This is a genomic window from Photorhabdus aegyptia, from assembly GCF_000612035.1.
In the GTDB taxonomy this organism is placed as follows: Bacteria; Pseudomonadota; Gammaproteobacteria; order Enterobacterales; family Enterobacteriaceae; genus Photorhabdus; species Photorhabdus akhurstii.
Genome location: NZ_JFGV01000021.1, coordinates 1 through 17,977 on the forward strand (window position 1 = coordinate 1; position 17,977 = coordinate 17,977).

16 protein-coding genes and 2 pseudogenes are annotated in these 17,977 nt (G+C 37.2%); 17 read left to right on the forward strand and 1 reads right to left on the reverse strand.

All coding sequences use genetic code 11. From position 1 onward, the window contains the following. From BA1DRAFT_RS08515 to BA1DRAFT_RS24625, 3 genes and pseudogenes are all read left to right on the forward strand, one after another. Positions 1 to 288 (forward strand): annotated as a pseudogene (locus tag BA1DRAFT_RS08515) (type VI secretion system tip protein VgrG); the annotation flags it as partial. Then, on the forward strand, positions 285 to 1,076 hold the full coding sequence (locus tag BA1DRAFT_RS08520; RefSeq protein WP_036777953.1) for a DUF4123 domain-containing protein: 792 nt from the start codon (positions 285 to 287) through the stop codon (positions 1,074 to 1,076). The pseudogene BA1DRAFT_RS08515 and the gene BA1DRAFT_RS08520, both read left to right, overlap by 4 nt. A 158-nt stretch (positions 1,077 to 1,234) precedes the next feature. Then, a pseudogene (locus BA1DRAFT_RS24625) lies at positions 1,235 to 1,384 on the forward strand (transposase DNA-binding-containing protein); the annotation flags it as partial. A 48-nt stretch (positions 1,385 to 1,432) separates the two neighbouring features. Here BA1DRAFT_RS24625 and BA1DRAFT_RS23515 read toward each other — a convergent pair. Then, a complete protein-coding gene (locus tag BA1DRAFT_RS23515; RefSeq protein ID WP_036777954.1) occupies positions 1,433 to 1,573 on the reverse strand; it encodes a hypothetical protein in 141 nt (46 codons plus the stop codon). Positions 1,574 to 2,425: 852 nt separating this feature from the next. Between BA1DRAFT_RS23515 and BA1DRAFT_RS24015 the strand changes: the two genes are divergently transcribed. From BA1DRAFT_RS24015 to BA1DRAFT_RS08590, 14 genes are all read left to right on the forward strand, one after another. Then, complete coding sequence (locus BA1DRAFT_RS24015; protein ID WP_235201000.1) at positions 2,426 to 2,569, forward strand: hypothetical protein; 144 nt, start codon at positions 2,426 to 2,428, stop codon at positions 2,567 to 2,569. Between the two features lies 1 nt (position 2,570). After that, complete coding sequence (locus tag BA1DRAFT_RS08530) at positions 2,571 to 3,449, forward strand: hypothetical protein (RefSeq protein WP_036777956.1); 879 nt, start codon at positions 2,571 to 2,573, stop codon at positions 3,447 to 3,449. A gap of 10 nt (positions 3,450 to 3,459) precedes the next feature. Continuing rightward, on the forward strand, positions 3,460 to 3,702 hold the full coding sequence (locus tag BA1DRAFT_RS08535; protein ID WP_036777958.1) for a hypothetical protein: 243 nt from the start codon (positions 3,460 to 3,462) through the stop codon (positions 3,700 to 3,702). 18 nt (positions 3,703 to 3,720) lie between these two features. Next, positions 3,721 to 4,134: a hypothetical protein gene (locus tag BA1DRAFT_RS08540; RefSeq protein WP_036777960.1), complete on the forward strand. Its 414-nt coding sequence runs from the start codon at positions 3,721 to 3,723 to the stop codon at positions 4,132 to 4,134. Further along, entirely contained in the window at positions 4,127 to 5,206 is a 1,080-nt protein-coding gene (locus tag BA1DRAFT_RS08545; RefSeq protein ID WP_036777962.1) for an acyl-CoA dehydrogenase family protein, read from the forward strand. The genes BA1DRAFT_RS08540 and BA1DRAFT_RS08545 overlap by 8 nt, the downstream gene beginning before the upstream one ends. Before the next feature lie 34 nt (positions 5,207 to 5,240). Continuing rightward, positions 5,241 to 6,611, forward strand: a complete 1,371-nt coding sequence (locus BA1DRAFT_RS08550; RefSeq protein WP_036777963.1) for an MATE family efflux transporter — start codon at positions 5,241 to 5,243, stop codon at positions 6,609 to 6,611. A gap of 25 nt (positions 6,612 to 6,636) precedes the next feature. Then, entirely contained in the window at positions 6,637 to 8,214 is a 1,578-nt protein-coding gene (locus BA1DRAFT_RS08555) for a class I adenylate-forming enzyme family protein (RefSeq protein ID WP_036777966.1), read from the forward strand. Further along, the gene (locus tag BA1DRAFT_RS08560) at positions 8,211 to 9,284 is read left to right on the forward strand and encodes an efflux RND transporter periplasmic adaptor subunit (RefSeq protein WP_036777968.1); all 1,074 of its coding nucleotides are present in this window, start codon (positions 8,211 to 8,213) and stop codon (positions 9,282 to 9,284) included. Before BA1DRAFT_RS08555 ends, BA1DRAFT_RS08560 begins: the two co-directional genes overlap by 4 nt. Then, positions 9,281 to 12,322: an efflux RND transporter permease subunit gene (locus BA1DRAFT_RS08565; RefSeq protein WP_036777970.1), complete on the forward strand. Its 3,042-nt coding sequence runs from the start codon at positions 9,281 to 9,283 to the stop codon at positions 12,320 to 12,322. Before BA1DRAFT_RS08560 ends, BA1DRAFT_RS08565 begins: the two co-directional genes overlap by 4 nt. Then, positions 12,319 to 13,266: a ketoacyl-ACP synthase III family protein gene (locus tag BA1DRAFT_RS08570; protein WP_036777972.1), complete on the forward strand. Its 948-nt coding sequence runs from the start codon at positions 12,319 to 12,321 to the stop codon at positions 13,264 to 13,266. Before BA1DRAFT_RS08565 ends, BA1DRAFT_RS08570 begins: the two co-directional genes overlap by 4 nt. Beyond that, positions 13,263 to 14,828, forward strand: a complete 1,566-nt coding sequence (locus BA1DRAFT_RS08575; protein WP_036777974.1) for an AMP-binding protein — start codon at positions 13,263 to 13,265, stop codon at positions 14,826 to 14,828. The genes BA1DRAFT_RS08570 and BA1DRAFT_RS08575 overlap by 4 nt, the downstream gene beginning before the upstream one ends. A gap of 353 nt (positions 14,829 to 15,181) precedes the next feature. After that, positions 15,182 to 16,114, forward strand: coding sequence for an alpha/beta hydrolase family protein (locus BA1DRAFT_RS08580; RefSeq protein WP_051560718.1), 933 nt, complete (start codon positions 15,182 to 15,184; stop codon positions 16,112 to 16,114). Then, positions 16,107 to 17,021, forward strand: coding sequence for a transglutaminase domain-containing protein (locus tag BA1DRAFT_RS08585; RefSeq protein WP_036777976.1), 915 nt, complete (start codon positions 16,107 to 16,109; stop codon positions 17,019 to 17,021). Before BA1DRAFT_RS08580 ends, BA1DRAFT_RS08585 begins: the two co-directional genes overlap by 8 nt. Before the next feature lie 5 nt (positions 17,022 to 17,026). Next, positions 17,027 to 17,965 (forward strand): ketoacyl-ACP synthase III family protein, encoded by a 939-nt coding sequence (locus BA1DRAFT_RS08590; RefSeq protein ID WP_036777978.1) that lies wholly within the window; start codon positions 17,027 to 17,029, stop codon positions 17,963 to 17,965. Positions 17,966 to 17,977 lie beyond the last annotated feature (12 nt).

Sequence of the window (17,977 nt, forward strand, 5' to 3'; positions counted from 1 at the left end):
GGTCAGGAAACACATCTAAAAAGCGGCGGTAAAATGGTGTTGGAAGCAGCGTCGGAAATTACTTTAAAAGTCGGCGGTCATTTTATACGGATAACCCCCGGCGGTATTCTAACTTCCCCGAATTTATCAGTCGGGCAAGGTTCTGCCGGTACTGGCCGTGGTTTGTCTCTACAACTGCCGGAAGGAGTCGCGCCTCTGCCGGGGGTTAAATTCCCTGCCAAACCGTTTTGTGCTGTGCTGGCTCAACAGGAAGCAAATTGGATTATTGATAATCCGGAGGATAAATGAACAAGTCAATAAATTGGCAACAGTGGCTGAGTATCCCTAACAAACCATCGGTTTTCTTTATGCTCAATTCACTCGCGGAACCTAACCCGGCGGCGCTCTTTTATAGCAACGACTGGGTAGAGCAGGCTTTCCCGCTATACAGCAATACACCGTTGGATCACATGCTGGCGCAAAGTCCCTGGCTGGTTCAACCCAAGTCAGGCTGTCTGTCAACGATAGCTCATCTGCTTGATAGTCATACTCTGAGTGATAACAGTTGGGGTTGGGCTTACCGCAGTGATCAATCATGGATACAGCAGCTTAATCATTGGCGTTCGCGCCAGCAGGTGATTTTACAAGAAAAACCGGTGATTTTTCGCAGTATGGACCCGCGTATCCTCAGTCAGTTATTACCGGCAATGATCGTCAGCGATTGGTCAGCATTTTTGACACCGGTGAGTGAGCTGATGATCGATATGCCCGAACCACAGATTTATTATCGGCCTGAAAATTGTGGTCAAGGAGGCAGTGAATTGCCCTTTACCTTGGGCAGTCATTTATTAGATGCCTGGCATCATTCCGATTACGCCCTTCAAGGGATGGCGTCCGCGATCAGTTATAATTGCTGGGAAAACCACGGTAAATTGGCTGAGAAACTGGATAAGCCAGAGGGACAATTAGTGGAACAAATTATCAATTGGTTAAAATACCGTTTAGCAAACGGGGATAATATTAGCAAACTTACCTGTGTCGATTATTTACAAACACTGGCTGACGACGCCCCGTCCCAAAGGTTTATTGAAAGCTGAGAGTTGATATCCTCCCCGCCCTAAAGCTGTCTTTCTTACACAAATCCCTTAGTCTATTCAAGGGATTTTTTTGGACTTTTGCTTGTATTGCTGATCTCAACAAAAAACAGTGATTGAGGTAACTTAAGACGTTTTCAGCCAACACCGAGCAATGGACAAAAGAGCTCTTTAAACATACTGAATTAAGCGATACGCGCCGTTCGAAACATCCGATTCAGATTGCCAATTCGCTGACTAACCACATAGGACTGTCTCTCGTGCAATCTTTGAAATCCCCTACCGATATTGAAGCAACTTCAAAAAACTGACTAAAGAGCAGCAAGCCATCCTATTATCAGCCAGTAAATTACCCGCTGTTATACCGAAGAGATGTGATATTGGCGCGCTGTTTCAACGGTCAGCTTAATGAGCATGCGGGAAAACTGATTAAGATCAGCTTCAGTTTTGAACCCCTTAGCCAATTCGGCGACGAGGGCTTTAAGCTTCTTTTCGTCCATAATTTACCTGTCTGCGTTGTTGTAAGAAATATACCAAGAACAGGCAATTACACAATTTAAATTAAAGCCTCATAATAATTACTGATTCCTATCTTTACTTTTTATACCGTTATTATTTATTTTAGTTTAATTTTGACGCCATTCTCTTTGTTCATTTTTCACTCAAGCCTAGGGTGCCTAATTTATATAATGATGTAATTTATTTTATTATTAATTCTTCATTATATTTATGTACCTATTATTGATTATTTTATTTTTCATCAACCAATTAAATTCCTTTTTAATCATGATGTTATATTTTTTCTAGAGTGGTTTTAATTTTACTCCAAATAAATCAAACACCCCTCATCAAAAAGATATTTAATTTTTATTTAGTTAAATTAATAGCTTATATAACTTATTATTTGCTAAAATTTGGATTTTTTATTGAATTTTATTGATTATTCTTTGATTTAATTCTGCGCCAGTGTAACTGTGAAATTTTATTGACGTTATTAATATGAATAGGTATTATCAATGCATATGATTATTGGTTGATTGCTCTTTTGTTAAGTGTTCTTCTTTCTATAACAAAGAGTACAGGAGTTTATGAACTTCATTGGAATACATAATCTTAAAAATAAAACATTTCTAATGATGGGAATTATATATTTCTTCATGACTTATAGTATTTTTTTATTTTAAAATACCCTAAGGTATCATTTTAACATTAACTACAAATTGGTGAAATATGATGAATAAATCAGAGATTTTTTTATTATTAAAAACATTTTGACGAAAGAATTAAATGTCAGTTCTCTTAATGACATAAGTTAATCAACATCATTACGTGATGAGCTTGGGCTAGATTCAATGACTACACTGACATTTTTAATGTCGCTAGAGGATAATGTTCCAAATTTTATGATTGATGCAAATACATTGGAAGCCAGCCATGTACAAAGTATTGGTTCTGTCTGTGATTATGTTTTAGAACGCCTAAATGGTGTATCATGACATGATTTACGTAAATCAAGTTTTCTGCGAAATAATGAATAAGAGATCTCTCAGAAAAGCTCCAAGAAACCGTTATTCCATATACCAGAAAGACTTGCATCGTATTTCTCAAGATGAATTAACTGATTCAACCTTATTAGAAGGTGATCAATACTCTTATACTGAATTAGGCGATTCTGTTCTTAAGAAAATGGAAAATTCTATTTTTTTAAGTGATGTTGATTTATCTATATTTGCCTATTGGACACCTGAGTTTGATCCGGATCATTCAGCTTTTGGTCCATATTTTATGGACCACTATAACCTTAAAGGATACTCATTCGACATTTGTGACAATGGAAGTTTGGTATCAACCACAGCTTTAGGTATTGCTGGAAATTATTTATCTAGTGGTAGTGCGAATAAAATATTATTGTTAGGAATGGAGCAAAATACTATTCCTCGTAATATTTCTAACGGATTTCCAATACCAGAGCGATCTTGTGCTATTGCAGCCTTACTCACAACGGAAAAAAGCCATGAGAACAAATGGATATTATTAAAAACAGGGCAGGTAAGTGAATGGGAATCAGCTGATGGTTTGGATGCCTTTGGCATGGTAAAAAATATACTGCATCAATTGCGGTTAGATGAAGAAAATACTGTATTATTAACAGAACGTACAGGTTATTTCTTTAAAAAAATACGTTTTCAAATGGAAGCGAAAGATAGGAAAAGCTCAATCAAATTTGCTTTCTTAAAACCTGAAGTTACAGGCATGAATACATTGTTACTTCTAGCGGATAAGACACTAACACCACTAAACAGAAGGAACATATTATTAGTAGAGCATGATATGGAAAGTTTAAGAATAGCATGGTCTGTCTTACAAAAAATTTAGGAATCTAATCATGTTTAATATCAGCTATCCATTCGAATCAAAGAAAGAACAACGTTTTCACTGGTTAATGGAACAATTAGCCCAAACAGTTTTCTCTACATCAAACCAGATTGTTGTGAGAAACGGGTTTGCTGTAGTTTCAGAAGAACAATGGAAAAATTCGGAATTGCGCTTTTTAGACGAAAAACAATATAGTTGGAAAGAAATAAATACTGTCACTATCCTTCCTGTCTGTAATAGTATGAAGCGATAGAGATTATTATTATGCAAATTGGAAGCAAAAGACGGTGATATTGCTTCACAAGAGATCGCGAAAAAATATGTCAACTATCAATGTGAAATGATACGAATGCAGCTTATTTGCATTGAACAATGGACATCAATTTTACTTGATCATACAGCCCAGCGTAAGGTTGGCAGTGTTTCTCTATTATCAATTTCTTCTATTCGTCTCCGTTTAGCGCAAGTTATACAGCGTCAATTATTATTATTTCAGTGTGTAGGAGATATAAAAGAAGAAATACCTTCACAGTTTACTGAACATGCGGCTGAAGAAATTGAAGAAATGGTTAATATCCTGACTAAAACAACGGGAGGAAGGGCCCTTCTACAGCAAGGATTGGTCGAAATGCAGCACATTTTTTCTGTTCTGAATCAAGTTTATCTGAGGGAATTCCATGATTAATTTTGACTATTTCATTGCCTGTACGCATTATGGAAAAAAATGGTTAGATTTAGCTCAACTATTTCGTTCTTTGTCTTTTAAGGTGCTAGATGATAACGATACTGTATTATCACATCTTGACGCACCGCTTTTCGACCAACTTTATATGGATCGCAGTAGTAGCTGTCTGGAAAGGACAAAAATGTATGAGGTGCTTACTTACGGAGACCCAAATGTCCTGCTGTCATGTCCAGGCCCATCTCTTTCCGGTATCATTGTACGAGAATTAGGCTCAACTGAACAACAAGACTATTTTTTTGAATATGTAGCTCAGCATAGAGCTCGTACCTGTATGGCAGTCACAGAGCCCAACAAAGGCTCTGATGCAGGAAATCCGTCTTCATTATTGAGTGATGATTTTGAACTTAACGCTGAAAAATGGCTAGTAGGTAATGGACACGATGCTACGATCGGAACAATGGTTGTCAGAACTGGAACGGGGCCATACAGTATCGGTGTAATTTTGTTGACACCTGAAACCCTCTCTCATCCTAATGTTTTTCGTCAGTTGCTACCTGTTGCTGGATTGCAAGGTGCTGGCTTAAGTCACTTATATTTTGACAAAGTTCCTATCTCTGAAGAGCATATTTTGGGTTTGCACCGTAGACCATTAGAGAGAGGGATGCACGCAGTGATAAAAACTTTTTATCGTATGAGGCCTTGTGTATGTGCTATGGCGTTAGGTAGTGCTCAAGCACTACTTGATTTTGCCATATCGCATATAAGAAATGTAAAAGCTAGAGAGCTCCACTCCTCCTTGCAAATTGAAATTGAAGCCATAAGAAATCTGAATTACCGTGCCGCCTCAAGAATAGATAATGATATATTGGATGGTGCTGCTGTTTCACTAGCCAAAGCTTGTTCTACCGAGTTTGTGGAAAAAGTTGTTCGTATCATGCCAAAGCTTGTGGGAACAGAGCTCTTTCTAACAGATATCTGGTTACAGAAGACAATTACTGACATTCAAGGATATGAATGGATGGAAGGAAGTCTGGATATGCAACGTCTAAATATTTTAGCTGGATCTATATAATTTATTAAACATAATAAATAAATTGGTAATTGATATGACAATGCAATCCATATTTCAGCCGAGACATTTTCAGCAATATCAGTGGTTGAAATTACTCAGTGATCTTTGGAATACCGGCATTACACTTTGGGGCACTATGGCAGTTTCTGCAGTTGCTGTGTTAATCAACATTAGCATCATTAGTCATAATTCACCTAATATGTTATATGTAATTGGATTATTCTTACCACTGAATTATATGATGATGTCCATCCATGAAGGATTGCGTGTACCTGCATTGCGGTATAGTTCACATTTAGGAAATACTAATTTTTCTCTACTAGGACAACGATTGTTATTGTTGTTTTTAGCTATGTTAGCATTGATGGCAATACTCATATTCAATGTATGGTATTTTCGAAGTGGCATTTTTTATTTGTTTCATATTGAATCTTCACAGCAAGATGAAGTAATGAATTTTATCATTCCTATGCTTTTCATTGGGATAATGATTGGTTTTGCCACATTAATTTTATCCACTTTATTTGGTCTTGGATTTAATCGTTGTGGAAGTTTGCTAGGAATATCAAGTACAATACTTAATATAGGTGCAACTTACTTAACTGAGATATATTTTCATCAGGGCTTACAAAGCCTGATTTGGGGAGCAATTTTTGGTAGCAGCTTTCTTATTTTAGCAGGAAGTATTTTACTCTATCGTCAAGGCGTGGTTATATCTTGTTTAGGAATACGTGTTCAAGTTTTTCAAGTAATAAAAGATATATTTACTATGGCTTTACCCGTAATGGGTAGTTTCTCCCTTGTTTTTATTTTTTTATTTTTCTTTAATTATCTGGTGTCTTTTTATAATGTTCATGAAATAGCAGGGTTTAGCATAGCTTTTCGTATACAGTCATTTGTTATTTTGCCTGCTATTGCCTTAGGAACAGCTATGGCAATTCACTATAATAATTCTTTATCTAAACAGAATTTTGTCAGATCTAACCAAGTATTTTTGATTGGTCTTAGTCTCACTGGTGTTATATATATATTTATTAGTGCTGCTGTATTCTTTTTGAAAGTTTGGTTAGTTAAGATTTTTACTTTAGATGAATTAATTACTGAGGCTGCTTTACGATATTTAAATTGTTTATCTCCATCTTATTTTAGCTTAGGCATAGTATTGGGATTAACGACAGCTTTAGAGCAAATTGGTCAAGGATTACGTGTACTACTTATCAATATTACTTTGTATTCTCTGGAGATTGGAATAGCTGCACTACTAGGATTAAAGCAAGAAGATGCTACGCGGTTGTATCTTACCATTGCTATTTTTAATTGGATTTCCGTGCTTTACACTTTTAGCATTTTTAATAAAAAAAGTGATTGCAATATTAAATACTCTTACGGTGATATACACTCTTAATTAATTTAATTGTCAGGATGATTACATGAATTATAATTTGGTTGAGATTATTAGAGACGCTGAAATGGCATATCCCCAAAAAACAGCTTTAATTTTCAACAATCAGAATTATACTTATAAAGATATATGGAGACGAATATGCGCTATTGCAGCAGGTATGAGGCTGGATGGATTACAGCAAGGAGACAAGGTAGTAATTTGTTTAGGAAATCATATAAACTCTATTGCTATATTTTTTGCTGCGCAAAAAATAGGGGCCTGCCCATCTATCATCGCATTTGATACACCAGAAGAAAAAATTAAATTTATTTTAGACAACAGTGGAGCGAGTTTTTTATTCACTTCTTCAAAGATTGCGGCGACATTACTAAAATATGATCATTTTTATTTCTCAAATATTAATTTGATTGTTGATAAAGTTGAGCATATATGTGCTGAAAATAACTTAATTAATCTTGATGATTTTATTTCCGATCCGATTTCTGAAGCTAATATCCCACTTCAGGCAATTAGTGTCGATTTAGCTTCTATTATTTATACTTCAGGTTCTACTGGTGAACCAAAAGGAGTTATGTTAAGTCACCAAAATATGATGGCGGCTACACGGTCTCTAGTAAATTATTTAGAGTACCGCCACAATGATACTATAATGGCAGTATTGCCAATTGCCTTTGATTACGGATTATATCAGATAATTTTAGCATTTTTTGTTGGGGGAACAGTGGTACTTGAGTCAAATAATACGCCGCCACCAGTAGTATTAAGGCATATTCAACAGTACCGTTGCACAATTATGCCTGGGCTATCATCACTGTATAGTTTACTTGATATTTATGCTAGTAAAGGTTCTTTTGATTTGAGTTCCATACGTCTTGTATCCAATACAGGTATGGCTTTGCGTAAGCAGCATGTGTCAATGATTAAAAGACTATTCCCTACAGCCAAAATATTTTCTATGTATGGACTAACAGAATGTAAACGTTGTACATATCTTCCTCCAGATGATCTAGACCGCAAACCAGATAGCGTGGGGATTGCTATCCCAAATACTCAAATTATGGTAGTAAATGATAATAATCAACCCTGTGCAGTAGGCGAAATTGGACAGTTATTAATTCGCGGAGAAACCGTAATGCAAGGATACTGGCGTAACTCTAAAGCAACAGAAAAAAGAATTGGCATACATCCTATCTATGGGGATCGTTGTCTATATTCTGGTGACTACGGTTGGTTAGATGAAGAGGGATATTTCTATTTCGCTGGTCGTATGGACGAAGTTGCAAAAGTCCGTGGTCGCAAGGTGATTTTCAGTGAAATTGAAAAAGTTTTATTTGGTCATGATTCTATTATAGAAGCCGCGGTTATTGTACATTCTGATGAAAAAAGTCCTGAAGATAATATTATTGCTTTTGTGGCAGCTCAGACACAAGAAAAACTATTAGAATCTGATTTGAAAAAATTTTGTTCTAACTTACTAGAATCATACCAAATACCTAATGTTTTTATACAACTGTCTCAATTACCCAAAAATGCAAATGGAAAGTTTGATAAACATCAACTGCGTCAAAGATATCAATCTATAGTTCAGGAGCAGTTCGCATGAAACATCATCATGTGATATTGGTATCTTGTGCTATTGTGGCAGTTATTTTTGCAGGAATTTCTATCAATTTGTTTGCTGTTCAGAGTTTTAATCATACTGAGAAAAAAGATATCAAAACACCTGTTGCACAAAAAGGGCCACAACCCGTTTTGGTTGAAACAGCACAGGTCACTTCAACGAATTGGCAAGATAGAAAGAGTGTTATTGCTACAGTTAAGTCAATACGCTATCTCCCTGTTCGAGCTGAAATATCTGGGACCATTTTGCAAATTGCACCTGCCGGAAAGCAGGTGCCAATCAATGGGGTATTGTATCATTTTGACGACCACGTTGAGCGTTTTCAGCTTAAGGAAAAAGAAGCTCATTTAGATATGGCCAAAAAAAATACCAAGCGTGCCGATTTGCTGGTGAATAAGGCAATTTCACAAGCTGCTCAACAAGCTGAACACGTTAACTTAGCTCATGCTGTCAGTGAAGTAGAAAAATTTAAAAATACATTGCGTAAAATGATGGTTACAGCCCCATTTGCTGGAGTTGTTAGTTTACATGATTTGACACCAGGACAGTTGATTCAAGAAGGCCAAACGTTATTTTCATTTTATGATCCAAATGATTTATATGTTGAATTTAGTGTCCCTGAAACTGATATTGGAACTCTGTCACCTGGTGTCCAGATTAATATAAATGATACTGTCGCTGGTTTTACTGGTATAGCTAACATTACATTGGTCAATACTGAAGTAAACCCTATCAACAGAACTCTAACATTACGGGCTAAATTGGAAAAAGGTAATTTTCGTCATGGCTCTAGCGTTCGGGTGACTTATCCTGCGAGTTCTCCTCAGATGACGCTAGTGATACCCAAAGTTGCTGTGCGTTATAGTGCCTATGGACAATCAGTATTTGTAGTAAAAGACAATCGAGTCCAGATTCGCTCTATTATTACTGGGGACGATAATAAGGGTATTGTTCAAGTAAGGAAAGGGCTAGAAAAAGGTGAATTAGTGGTGACCGCCGGGCAAATGCGTCTATACCCAGACGCTCCTATTCGTCAGGAAATCCACCAATGAAAATTATCGGTCTTTTTTTACGTCGTCCAATCATAGTAACAACATTCAGTGGTTTGTTGTTTATTGCTGGCTTGTTTTCTATAGGGTATCTACCAGTAGGCCTTTATCCAAGTGTAGATGCAGATGCAATTAGTGTCAGTACTTTTTATCCTGGTGCCTCGGCAGATCTAATAGATGGACGTATTACGTCAGAAGTATTATCGGCAATATCTGGAATTGATGATATTAACTACGTCACCAGCACTTCAGAAACTGGGAGTAGCAAGGTAGTATTGCATTTGGCAATTGGTAGCGATACTCAAAAAGTATTAACTAATATCATGGAACGAGTCAATACCATATCTCATTTCCCCGATGATATGGAGCCACCGCAAATCTCCCGCCAAGAAACGGAACGAATTCCTGATTTCGCATTATCATTTACTAGTGAAACAATGCAAGCTGCACAGGTATCGGATTTTTTGCACCGAGTTGTTAAACCACGCTTAGAATCTTTAAAAGGAGTGGGGAATGTAGAAATACTGGGTAGTGAATATGCAATGAGAATTTGGTTAGATCCAGAACGTATGGAACGCCACGGTGTAACCGCAATAGATATCAGTAAAAGTTTAAAATTGGAGAATGCTCAAGCAAATGGAGGCGCTTTACATGATAGTAAATTACGTTTTCAACTTGTGCCAGAAACAGGACTTTCAACAATAAGTGATTTTGCTAATTTATCTATTATGACTGCAACAAATATATCTCCAGTTCGTCTAAAGGATGTAGCTGACATTGAATTAGGAGGCAGTCAGCCGGAAATTAAATCTATTTTTAACGGTAAACCTGCCACAATAGTATTGATCAACTGGCAACAAGGTAGTAATCCCTTATTGGCTGCTGATGATATATATAAAACCATAGGAGAATTGAAATCCAGTTTTCCCTATGATTTACAGTCTAACGTGCTTATCGACAGTAGTGAATATATTGGCGGTGCGGTGCATGAAGTTTTCATCACTATTTTACTTACTTGCTGTGCTGTTACCCTAGTAATATTTTTGGGAGCAGGAACATTACGAGCTGTTGTGATCCCAGTTATTGCCATTCCACTCTCTTTGATTGGTGTGTGCTTAATTATTCATTTGTGTGGTTTTTCAATTAATACACTGACCTTGCTAGCAATGGTTCTAGCGACAGGGCTGGTAGTTGACGATGCTATAATTGTGTTAGACATAGCTCTGCATCGAATACGCATGGGAGACACTCCTTATCAAGCTGCATTAAAAGGAGGGAATGAAATTGCTATATCTCTAATAACCATGACCTTAACTCTAGCAATCGTATATTTGCCATTAGCATTTATTGGTGGAATTGTAGGCAAGTTATTTTCTGAATTTGCAGTGACTCTTGCTGGAGCTGTAATCATCTCTGGGATACTAGCACTTAGCCTAACTCCTGTCATGTGCGCACGTATGCTATCGACAAATCATCAACATTCACTGATGGTGAGACGAGTGGAAAAGATGTTTGCTAGCTTCCGCCGTAGTTATGAACGCGTTTTAATTCGAATAATGAAAACTGGAAATTTCCCACTATGGCTATGGGGAACTACGTTAGCTGGTGTAACCATTCTGTTCATTATATTACCTCACGCGCTAGCTCCCAAAGAAGATCAAGGTAGCCTAATGGTAATTGCAGAAGGCCCAAGTGTCATTGGAACAGACTATATTGAGCAACACACACCTACATTAGAGAATATTTATAGTACCTTGCCAGAAATAGCTAATTTTAACTATGTCATAGGCGTACCAAAAGACAATCAGCTGCTTTCATTTGTTCGATTAATTAATTGGTCCGAACGTCAACGTTCAACAATACAATTACAACCTGAACTGCAAAATATTTTAACTAAAATCCCAGCGCTACAGTCGGTAGTAATCTTGCCTTCTTCCTTGCCAGGTGTCGGAGGATTACCTTTCCAATTTGTGCTCAAACATGAAGATAAAGATTACGCTAATCTGGATGCGCTTAGTGATTTAATGCTACGTGAAATGCGTGCTAGTGGTATGTTTCTATTTTTGAAAAAAGATTTGAAATATGATACTCCGCAGATTCACATACGACTAGATCGTGAACAACTGGCGAAAGTAGGAATTTCCGCTTCAGATGTTGGTTATAGTATGAATTTGGCATACGCCAATACTAAACTACAACCTTTCATTTATGAAGGACGGACCTATAACGTCATCATGGCCTTGAAAAAAACTGAACGGGCTGCGATACAATCACTATTAGATCTACAAGTGCGAAGTTTAGATGGCAATCTTATCAGACTAGGAAGTCTGGTGACTCAGAATCCTGAAGTAGGTCCTGAATCTCTAAATACGTTCCAAAAACAGGCTGCTGTGACACTACAAGGTGTGTTAGCTCCGGGAGTAGGGCAATCAGAAGCAACAGAGTTTGCTCTTCAGCTACTCCACAATCTCAAGTCACAAGGAGTGTCATACGACCTATCAGGAGAAACACGACAAAGCAAAGAAGAAGGACAACGTTTACTAGTAACTTTTGCTATAGCATTAGTAGGTATTTATTGTCTATTAGCATTACAACTTACTAATTATCTGGGGCCACTCATTGTTTTACTGGGTAGCATTCCTTTTTCAGTACTAGGCGCATTACTAGCGTTATCTTGGTTTGATGTGCCACTTGATATGTTTACACAAGTTGGCATGCTGACTTTAGTTGGGTTGATCAGTAAGCAAGGAATTTTAATGGTGCAAGCCACTGATAACTTGCACAAAAAAGGTAGTATTAGTATTTACTACGCAACAGTGCGAGCTTCTGCGTCTCGCTTACGCGCAATTGTTCTAACTACACTGACTATGATATTGGGAGCCTTACCTCTTTTATTTGCCAGCGGGCCAGCAGCAGAATCCCGTTTTGAACTGGGTCTAGTGATTATCATGGGAATGTTAGTAGGTTCATGCCTCACCCTTTTCCTGCTGCCTTCGCTTTATATCTTTGTACATAAAAAAACGACTGGAGCTACATCGTGAGTCTAATAATCAATGACATTGGTGTTTATTTGCCAGAACAGAAAATTGGCTTGGAACAAGTTCCTATTGAACCCCAATTATCTGAAGATGCAATCAAGATATATCAGCGTTTTTATGGATTAAATCACATAGCTATCAGTAAGATATCTCTGGAAGAGATGATGTATCGTGCAGCTCAAGATACGCTGACACGTAATGGTATAACAATAGAATCTATTACTTTACTTATTCATGCGCATACTGCTTCAGAAACCTGGACTTATCCAAATAATTTGTTGTCGAGGTTGAACCGACGATTGGGACTGCGTAATGCGACTTGCTTTTCCATTCATTCGAATAACTGTGCTTCTAATCTTAATGGATTACAGGTAATTCAAAATCATCTAATTGGAAATAATAGTCAAGGTTATGCATTATTGCTGACCGCTGACCTAACTTTTAGCGGTATTCTACAACAAATTCCCAATACTACGTTGTGTGGCGACGCCGCTACAGCTTGCATAATTAGTCTGGGAGGTGACGGGGCCAAAATGAAAGCCTTAGAGCTTGATTACTATGGACAACATTCTAAAGGCTCCTGGCAAACTACCGAAGAACAAGCGCAATTTGAAACCAGCTATGCTGAACGCTTGGCTAATGTAATGGAACGTTGTTTAAAACAATCTAATTTGTCTTGGGAACATATCCGTTGGGTTTTCCCCCACAATGTTAACTTGATTTCATGGCGTGATGTAACCCAAAAAATTGCGTTACCTCTGAACAAAGTTTATTTGGATAAATTACCTGAATTGGGTCACTGTTTTGGGGCGGATATCTTTATCAATTGGAATTTTGCTAAAGATACACTGCGATTAGGAGATTATGTAATGGTTGCTACTGTAGGGTTAGGAGCAGTTTTTGGTGCTGCTATTTTTCAGTTGATTGAAGGGGATATTGAATCATGAAAGTTTTTCAACACTTAGGTGAATGGCTGTATGATTGCGCACTGAAATATGCAGATTACGAAGCGTTATCTATTGAGAATGATGTATACAGCTACCGTGAGCTACATGAGTTAGCATCCCTTCTGGCCCGGGGTTTCTCTCTTTCACAGGGAAAATATTGTGCTTTGCTTGGAAGAAGAAATATAGGAATCTTAGCAGGTGTTGTAGCCTCATTATGTTACGGTAAGACTTATTTACCATTAAACGAAAACGAGACTCCTGAGGGGCTGAGTTTATTATCTAAAATTACCGACTTTGATTTATTAGTGACTTGCGCTGAGGAACAAAACTTATTGCACGATTTGTTGAAACATATAGACAAACCGTTAGTAATAATTTTGTCAGATAGTAAACAGCGCCCGAATTGGTGTAATGATTATCCAAAACACTATTTTCTCTCACATGCTGATTTAGCCAGGATGCCTACCGCACAAATGAAAACGGATAATCCTGATGCATATTTGATGTTTACATCAGGTAGTACAGGTAATCCTAAAGGAGTTGAGGTTGCACATACTAATGTTACACGCTATGTATCCAATACCATAGCGCTGTATCAACCAACTTGCGCTGATCGTTTTTCTCAAATTTGTCCTCTGAGCTTTGATGTTTCCATCCATGATCTATTTGTTCCTTGGACTATTGGAGCATCGACTCATGTTTTTGATGCCAAAAACAGTTTAATGCTTGGAGGGTTTGTTCGAGATAAACATCTGACATTTTGGGCATCGGTGCCTTCTGTTATTCTATACTTTCAGCGCTTACGACAATTGGAACCTGGTTCTTTTCCTAATTTACGCCAATCGTTGTTTTGTGGAGAACCTTTGTTACAGAACATGGCTAAAAGCTGGCATATGGCTGCACCTGCATCACATATTGATAACATTTATGGGCCAACAGAAGCGACAGTTGCAGTTTGTGGTTATCGCTGGAGCCCTGAGTCGGCAATAACTAATGAATTGGTTGTTCCAATCGGGACTCCTTATCCTGGTACAAAGTTAAAGATTGGGCGTCAGCGTCAAAACGAAGGAGATGTAGAAGAAGGTGAATTATGGATTGGCGGTGAGCAGGTGGTTAGTGGTTACTTATCAAATAACGCTATGCAGGCTGATAACTTCGAATATGATGGTAATTGTTATTGGTATCGTACTGGAGACTGGGTTAAACGTGACAATGATGGGATATTTCATTTTTTAGGGCGCTGTGATGATCAACTGAAAGTCAATGGTCAGCGTTTGGAGCGTTTGGAAATTGAGTCAATGCTGAGTAAAGCAGTAGGAGTTGACGATATTGCGGTTATTGGCTGGCCTGTCATCTCAGGGAACTGTGTTGAAGGATTAGTGTTTTTTATTTCCTGGCATGAAAAATCCAATCCAGAGCTGCGTAAAATATGTCAGCAGTTTATGCCCCGAAGTATGTGGCCAACAAGATTAGTGATAGGGGCTATTCCTAAAAATCGTAATGGAAAAACAGACTATAAGCAATTAAAGGCAAAGCTTGCTGAAGGTAGAGTATCTTCTTAACGGTCTGGTACTTAACTTATGGAATAAAAATTTAATAAAAAAGTCAGTATCCATTAATTATATACTTTAAGATGCAGGTTTGATATGTAAGTTATTTATTTTAAATAATATAATTATGAGATTAGAAACCTGCATCTTCACTCTGAAAAGGTATAGAAAAAAGTAAAAATATTTCTTAATGGAATTAAATTTCCTCTATAGCGTAGAAAATATAAATAAAATGAATGAAGTCTATGATTTAATAAGAAAGTAATTGTATAAAATTGGTAAAAAAACATTAATGGAAAATTATTTTATTGAATGGAATTTGGTCACTTTACTAAGCAATGGTAATAAATTGGAGGTTTATTTAAATGCCAAACGGAATCAATGATATACTGCACATCATTGGTAGTGGAGTAATACATTACAATTGGCCATCTTCATTAGGGACTATTTCCGCTACTCTTTGGTATCCTGCATATGCTGAGAGTGGTATCATAAAGCGATACCGAAATATATTACATGCAAAATCGGAAGAAAATGCGATCCCTATGGGTACAAACTGGCCATTAATAATAATTTCTCATGGCTCAGGTGGTTCACGTTTTGATCAATCATACCTTGCCGAGTTTTTATCAACACAAGGTTTTGCTGTGTTAGCAGTGGATCATCAAGATATTCAGGATGCTAGGTATCGTTGGATGAATTTGACAACTAGACCTCGACGTTTAGTATACGCATATGATGCACTACTCTTAGAAACTTTAAGTGAGAGAATAAATTTTTCGCATCCATTAGTGATGGGCCATTCCGCTGGAGCGTATGATGCATTAGTGATGTGCGGTTGTCAGCCCTGTTTTGAACTGGAGCCAGAGTTTTCACCAGTACTAAATGAACTATCGTATTTTGAGGTTGAGCAATGTTTAGTTAAGGGTATTGGTGCTGTAATCTTACTGGCTCCAGCTTTGTCAAATTTGTTTCTTGCTAGTACCCTAAATGAAATGCTTTTACCTACTTTAATTTTATCCGGTGAAAGAGATACTATGAAGTTGATGGGGTCACCGGCTGATTACGCAATGCACTTGCCTTATGCTGAACATCATATCCTATTTGGAGCTGGTCACTACGCTTTTATTTATGAATTTTCTCCTTTATTAAAAGCATTAAATTCAGTCGTTAGCGGTGGTGATTACGTACCAAGAAAAGAGTTGCATTATAAAATAATGAACTATGTTTCAGCTTTTATAACACCATTTAACACAGAGGAAATTATATCTTTGCCAAGGGAGCCTATTCATGTTTGATCCTATTCATCACTACCGGCAGCATACTGAGGTAACATTATCGGCATCATATTCATCTCAGCTTGATGATTTACCTAATGATGTGGAGGAGTTAATTTCTATTGTGCAGAATTTATTGATTCACTATCAGACAGAAAAAGATAAACTTAATCCAGATATCATTTCTATGCGTAATACAGAAATAGATAGCCGCTGTGTTTCACTGATGCTAAAAAAACTTTTGTTACTTGATGACTCAGGTTTTTTAAATCCTCGGCCCCCAGAAAAACGTCTATTATCTACTTGTAGGGACTTTTCTGTTTTATTATGTTCCTTTATGCGACATAAAAATATTCCAGCAAGAGTCCGTTATGGATTTGCTCATTATCAGTATAGCGATGAATGTCCGATGCATGATCATACTTTAGTAGAATATTGGAACGGTACTAGATGGTTATATGCCGAAAGTCGATTAAATGTTTTTCCTAAGCCATTACTAAGTGTTAATCCATCAGATTTTCCTCAGCATTTATTCTTTAGTGGAGCAGAGATATGGAGACATATCCGACAGGGAACAATGAATGAACGTATTTTCAGTGGATATCGATTTGATGACGGATATGGGCAGTGGATAGTACGTAATTTATTCTTTTTAGACTTAGCTTCACTGGCTGGATACGAACCATTGATATGGGATAGTTGGGGAATATTGTTGGAAGAAGAGCCTGGAATGAGAGTGACGGATGTGCAACAACTAGACTTTTTGGATCGTATGGCATTGTTGGACCCTTGCTTACCAGATGAGTGTAATGAATTGATTACGTCTTTTAATAATTACAATGGATTGAGTTATCAAGGAAAAGTTCATAGTTTTAGCCCGGTATCCGGTGCTTATTGTGTCGATTTATATGCCAAATGGAGTAAATAATTCATATGATGACATTAGAGACACTTACTAGCTATGTACCTCAAAAGAAGCTTAAAGTTGAAAGGGAATACCAACGCTTAGGTTTAACCCAAAATGAAGCGCGGGTATTTAGCCGTATGTATGAATTAACTCATTGTCCGGTAGAAGAAGGCAGCGAAGAAGAAATGCTGCTAAAACCCTGCAAGGAATTGTTTCAACAAGTTCCCCACATTAAGCAAGAAGTTGTACTGCTGGTTTATGCTCATACGGGGACTATAAGTAGTGTGTGGGGTCAAAATATGGCTTCATCACTTGTTCGGCGTCTACAACTACCTAATGCTGTCGCTATAGGAACTAGCAGCAATAATTGTGTATCCATATTTTCCGCACTATCTTTAGCAAAACATTATTTACAGAATGCGCTTCCTAATAGTAAAGCTCTGATAGTAGTTGGGGAAATTGCTGACAGTTTTGAACTTAGAGTAGTTCCTAATGTAGCGGTAATCGGTGATGCCGCCGCCGCTGCTTTACTCTCTCTGAACGGTCAAGGTCCAAGCATCCTTGCATATTCTATACATACTTATCCAAGATATTCTCAAGGTATTTGGTTACCAACTAATTCTGATGCTTATCGAGATTTCACAGCGAATTATCAACTCAGATTACAATCTGTAATTCAAGATGTATTACAACAGGCTGATATTACGATAGATGAAATATCGTATATTATTCCACATAATGTGAATATTTTGATATGGCGTCAAGCAGCAAAGTTTATGAATATTCCTATAGAGAAGATATTTCTTAAAAATATTAGTGAAATAGCACATTGTTTTGGTGCCGATATGATCATTAATTTACATGCGCTAAAAAATAGTGGAGCATTACATTCAGGGGATAAAATTTTACTTATTTCTGCCGGAGTAGGTGGTCTATTTGGTGCATCTTTATTGCTTTATTCGTGATTAACTACTTCT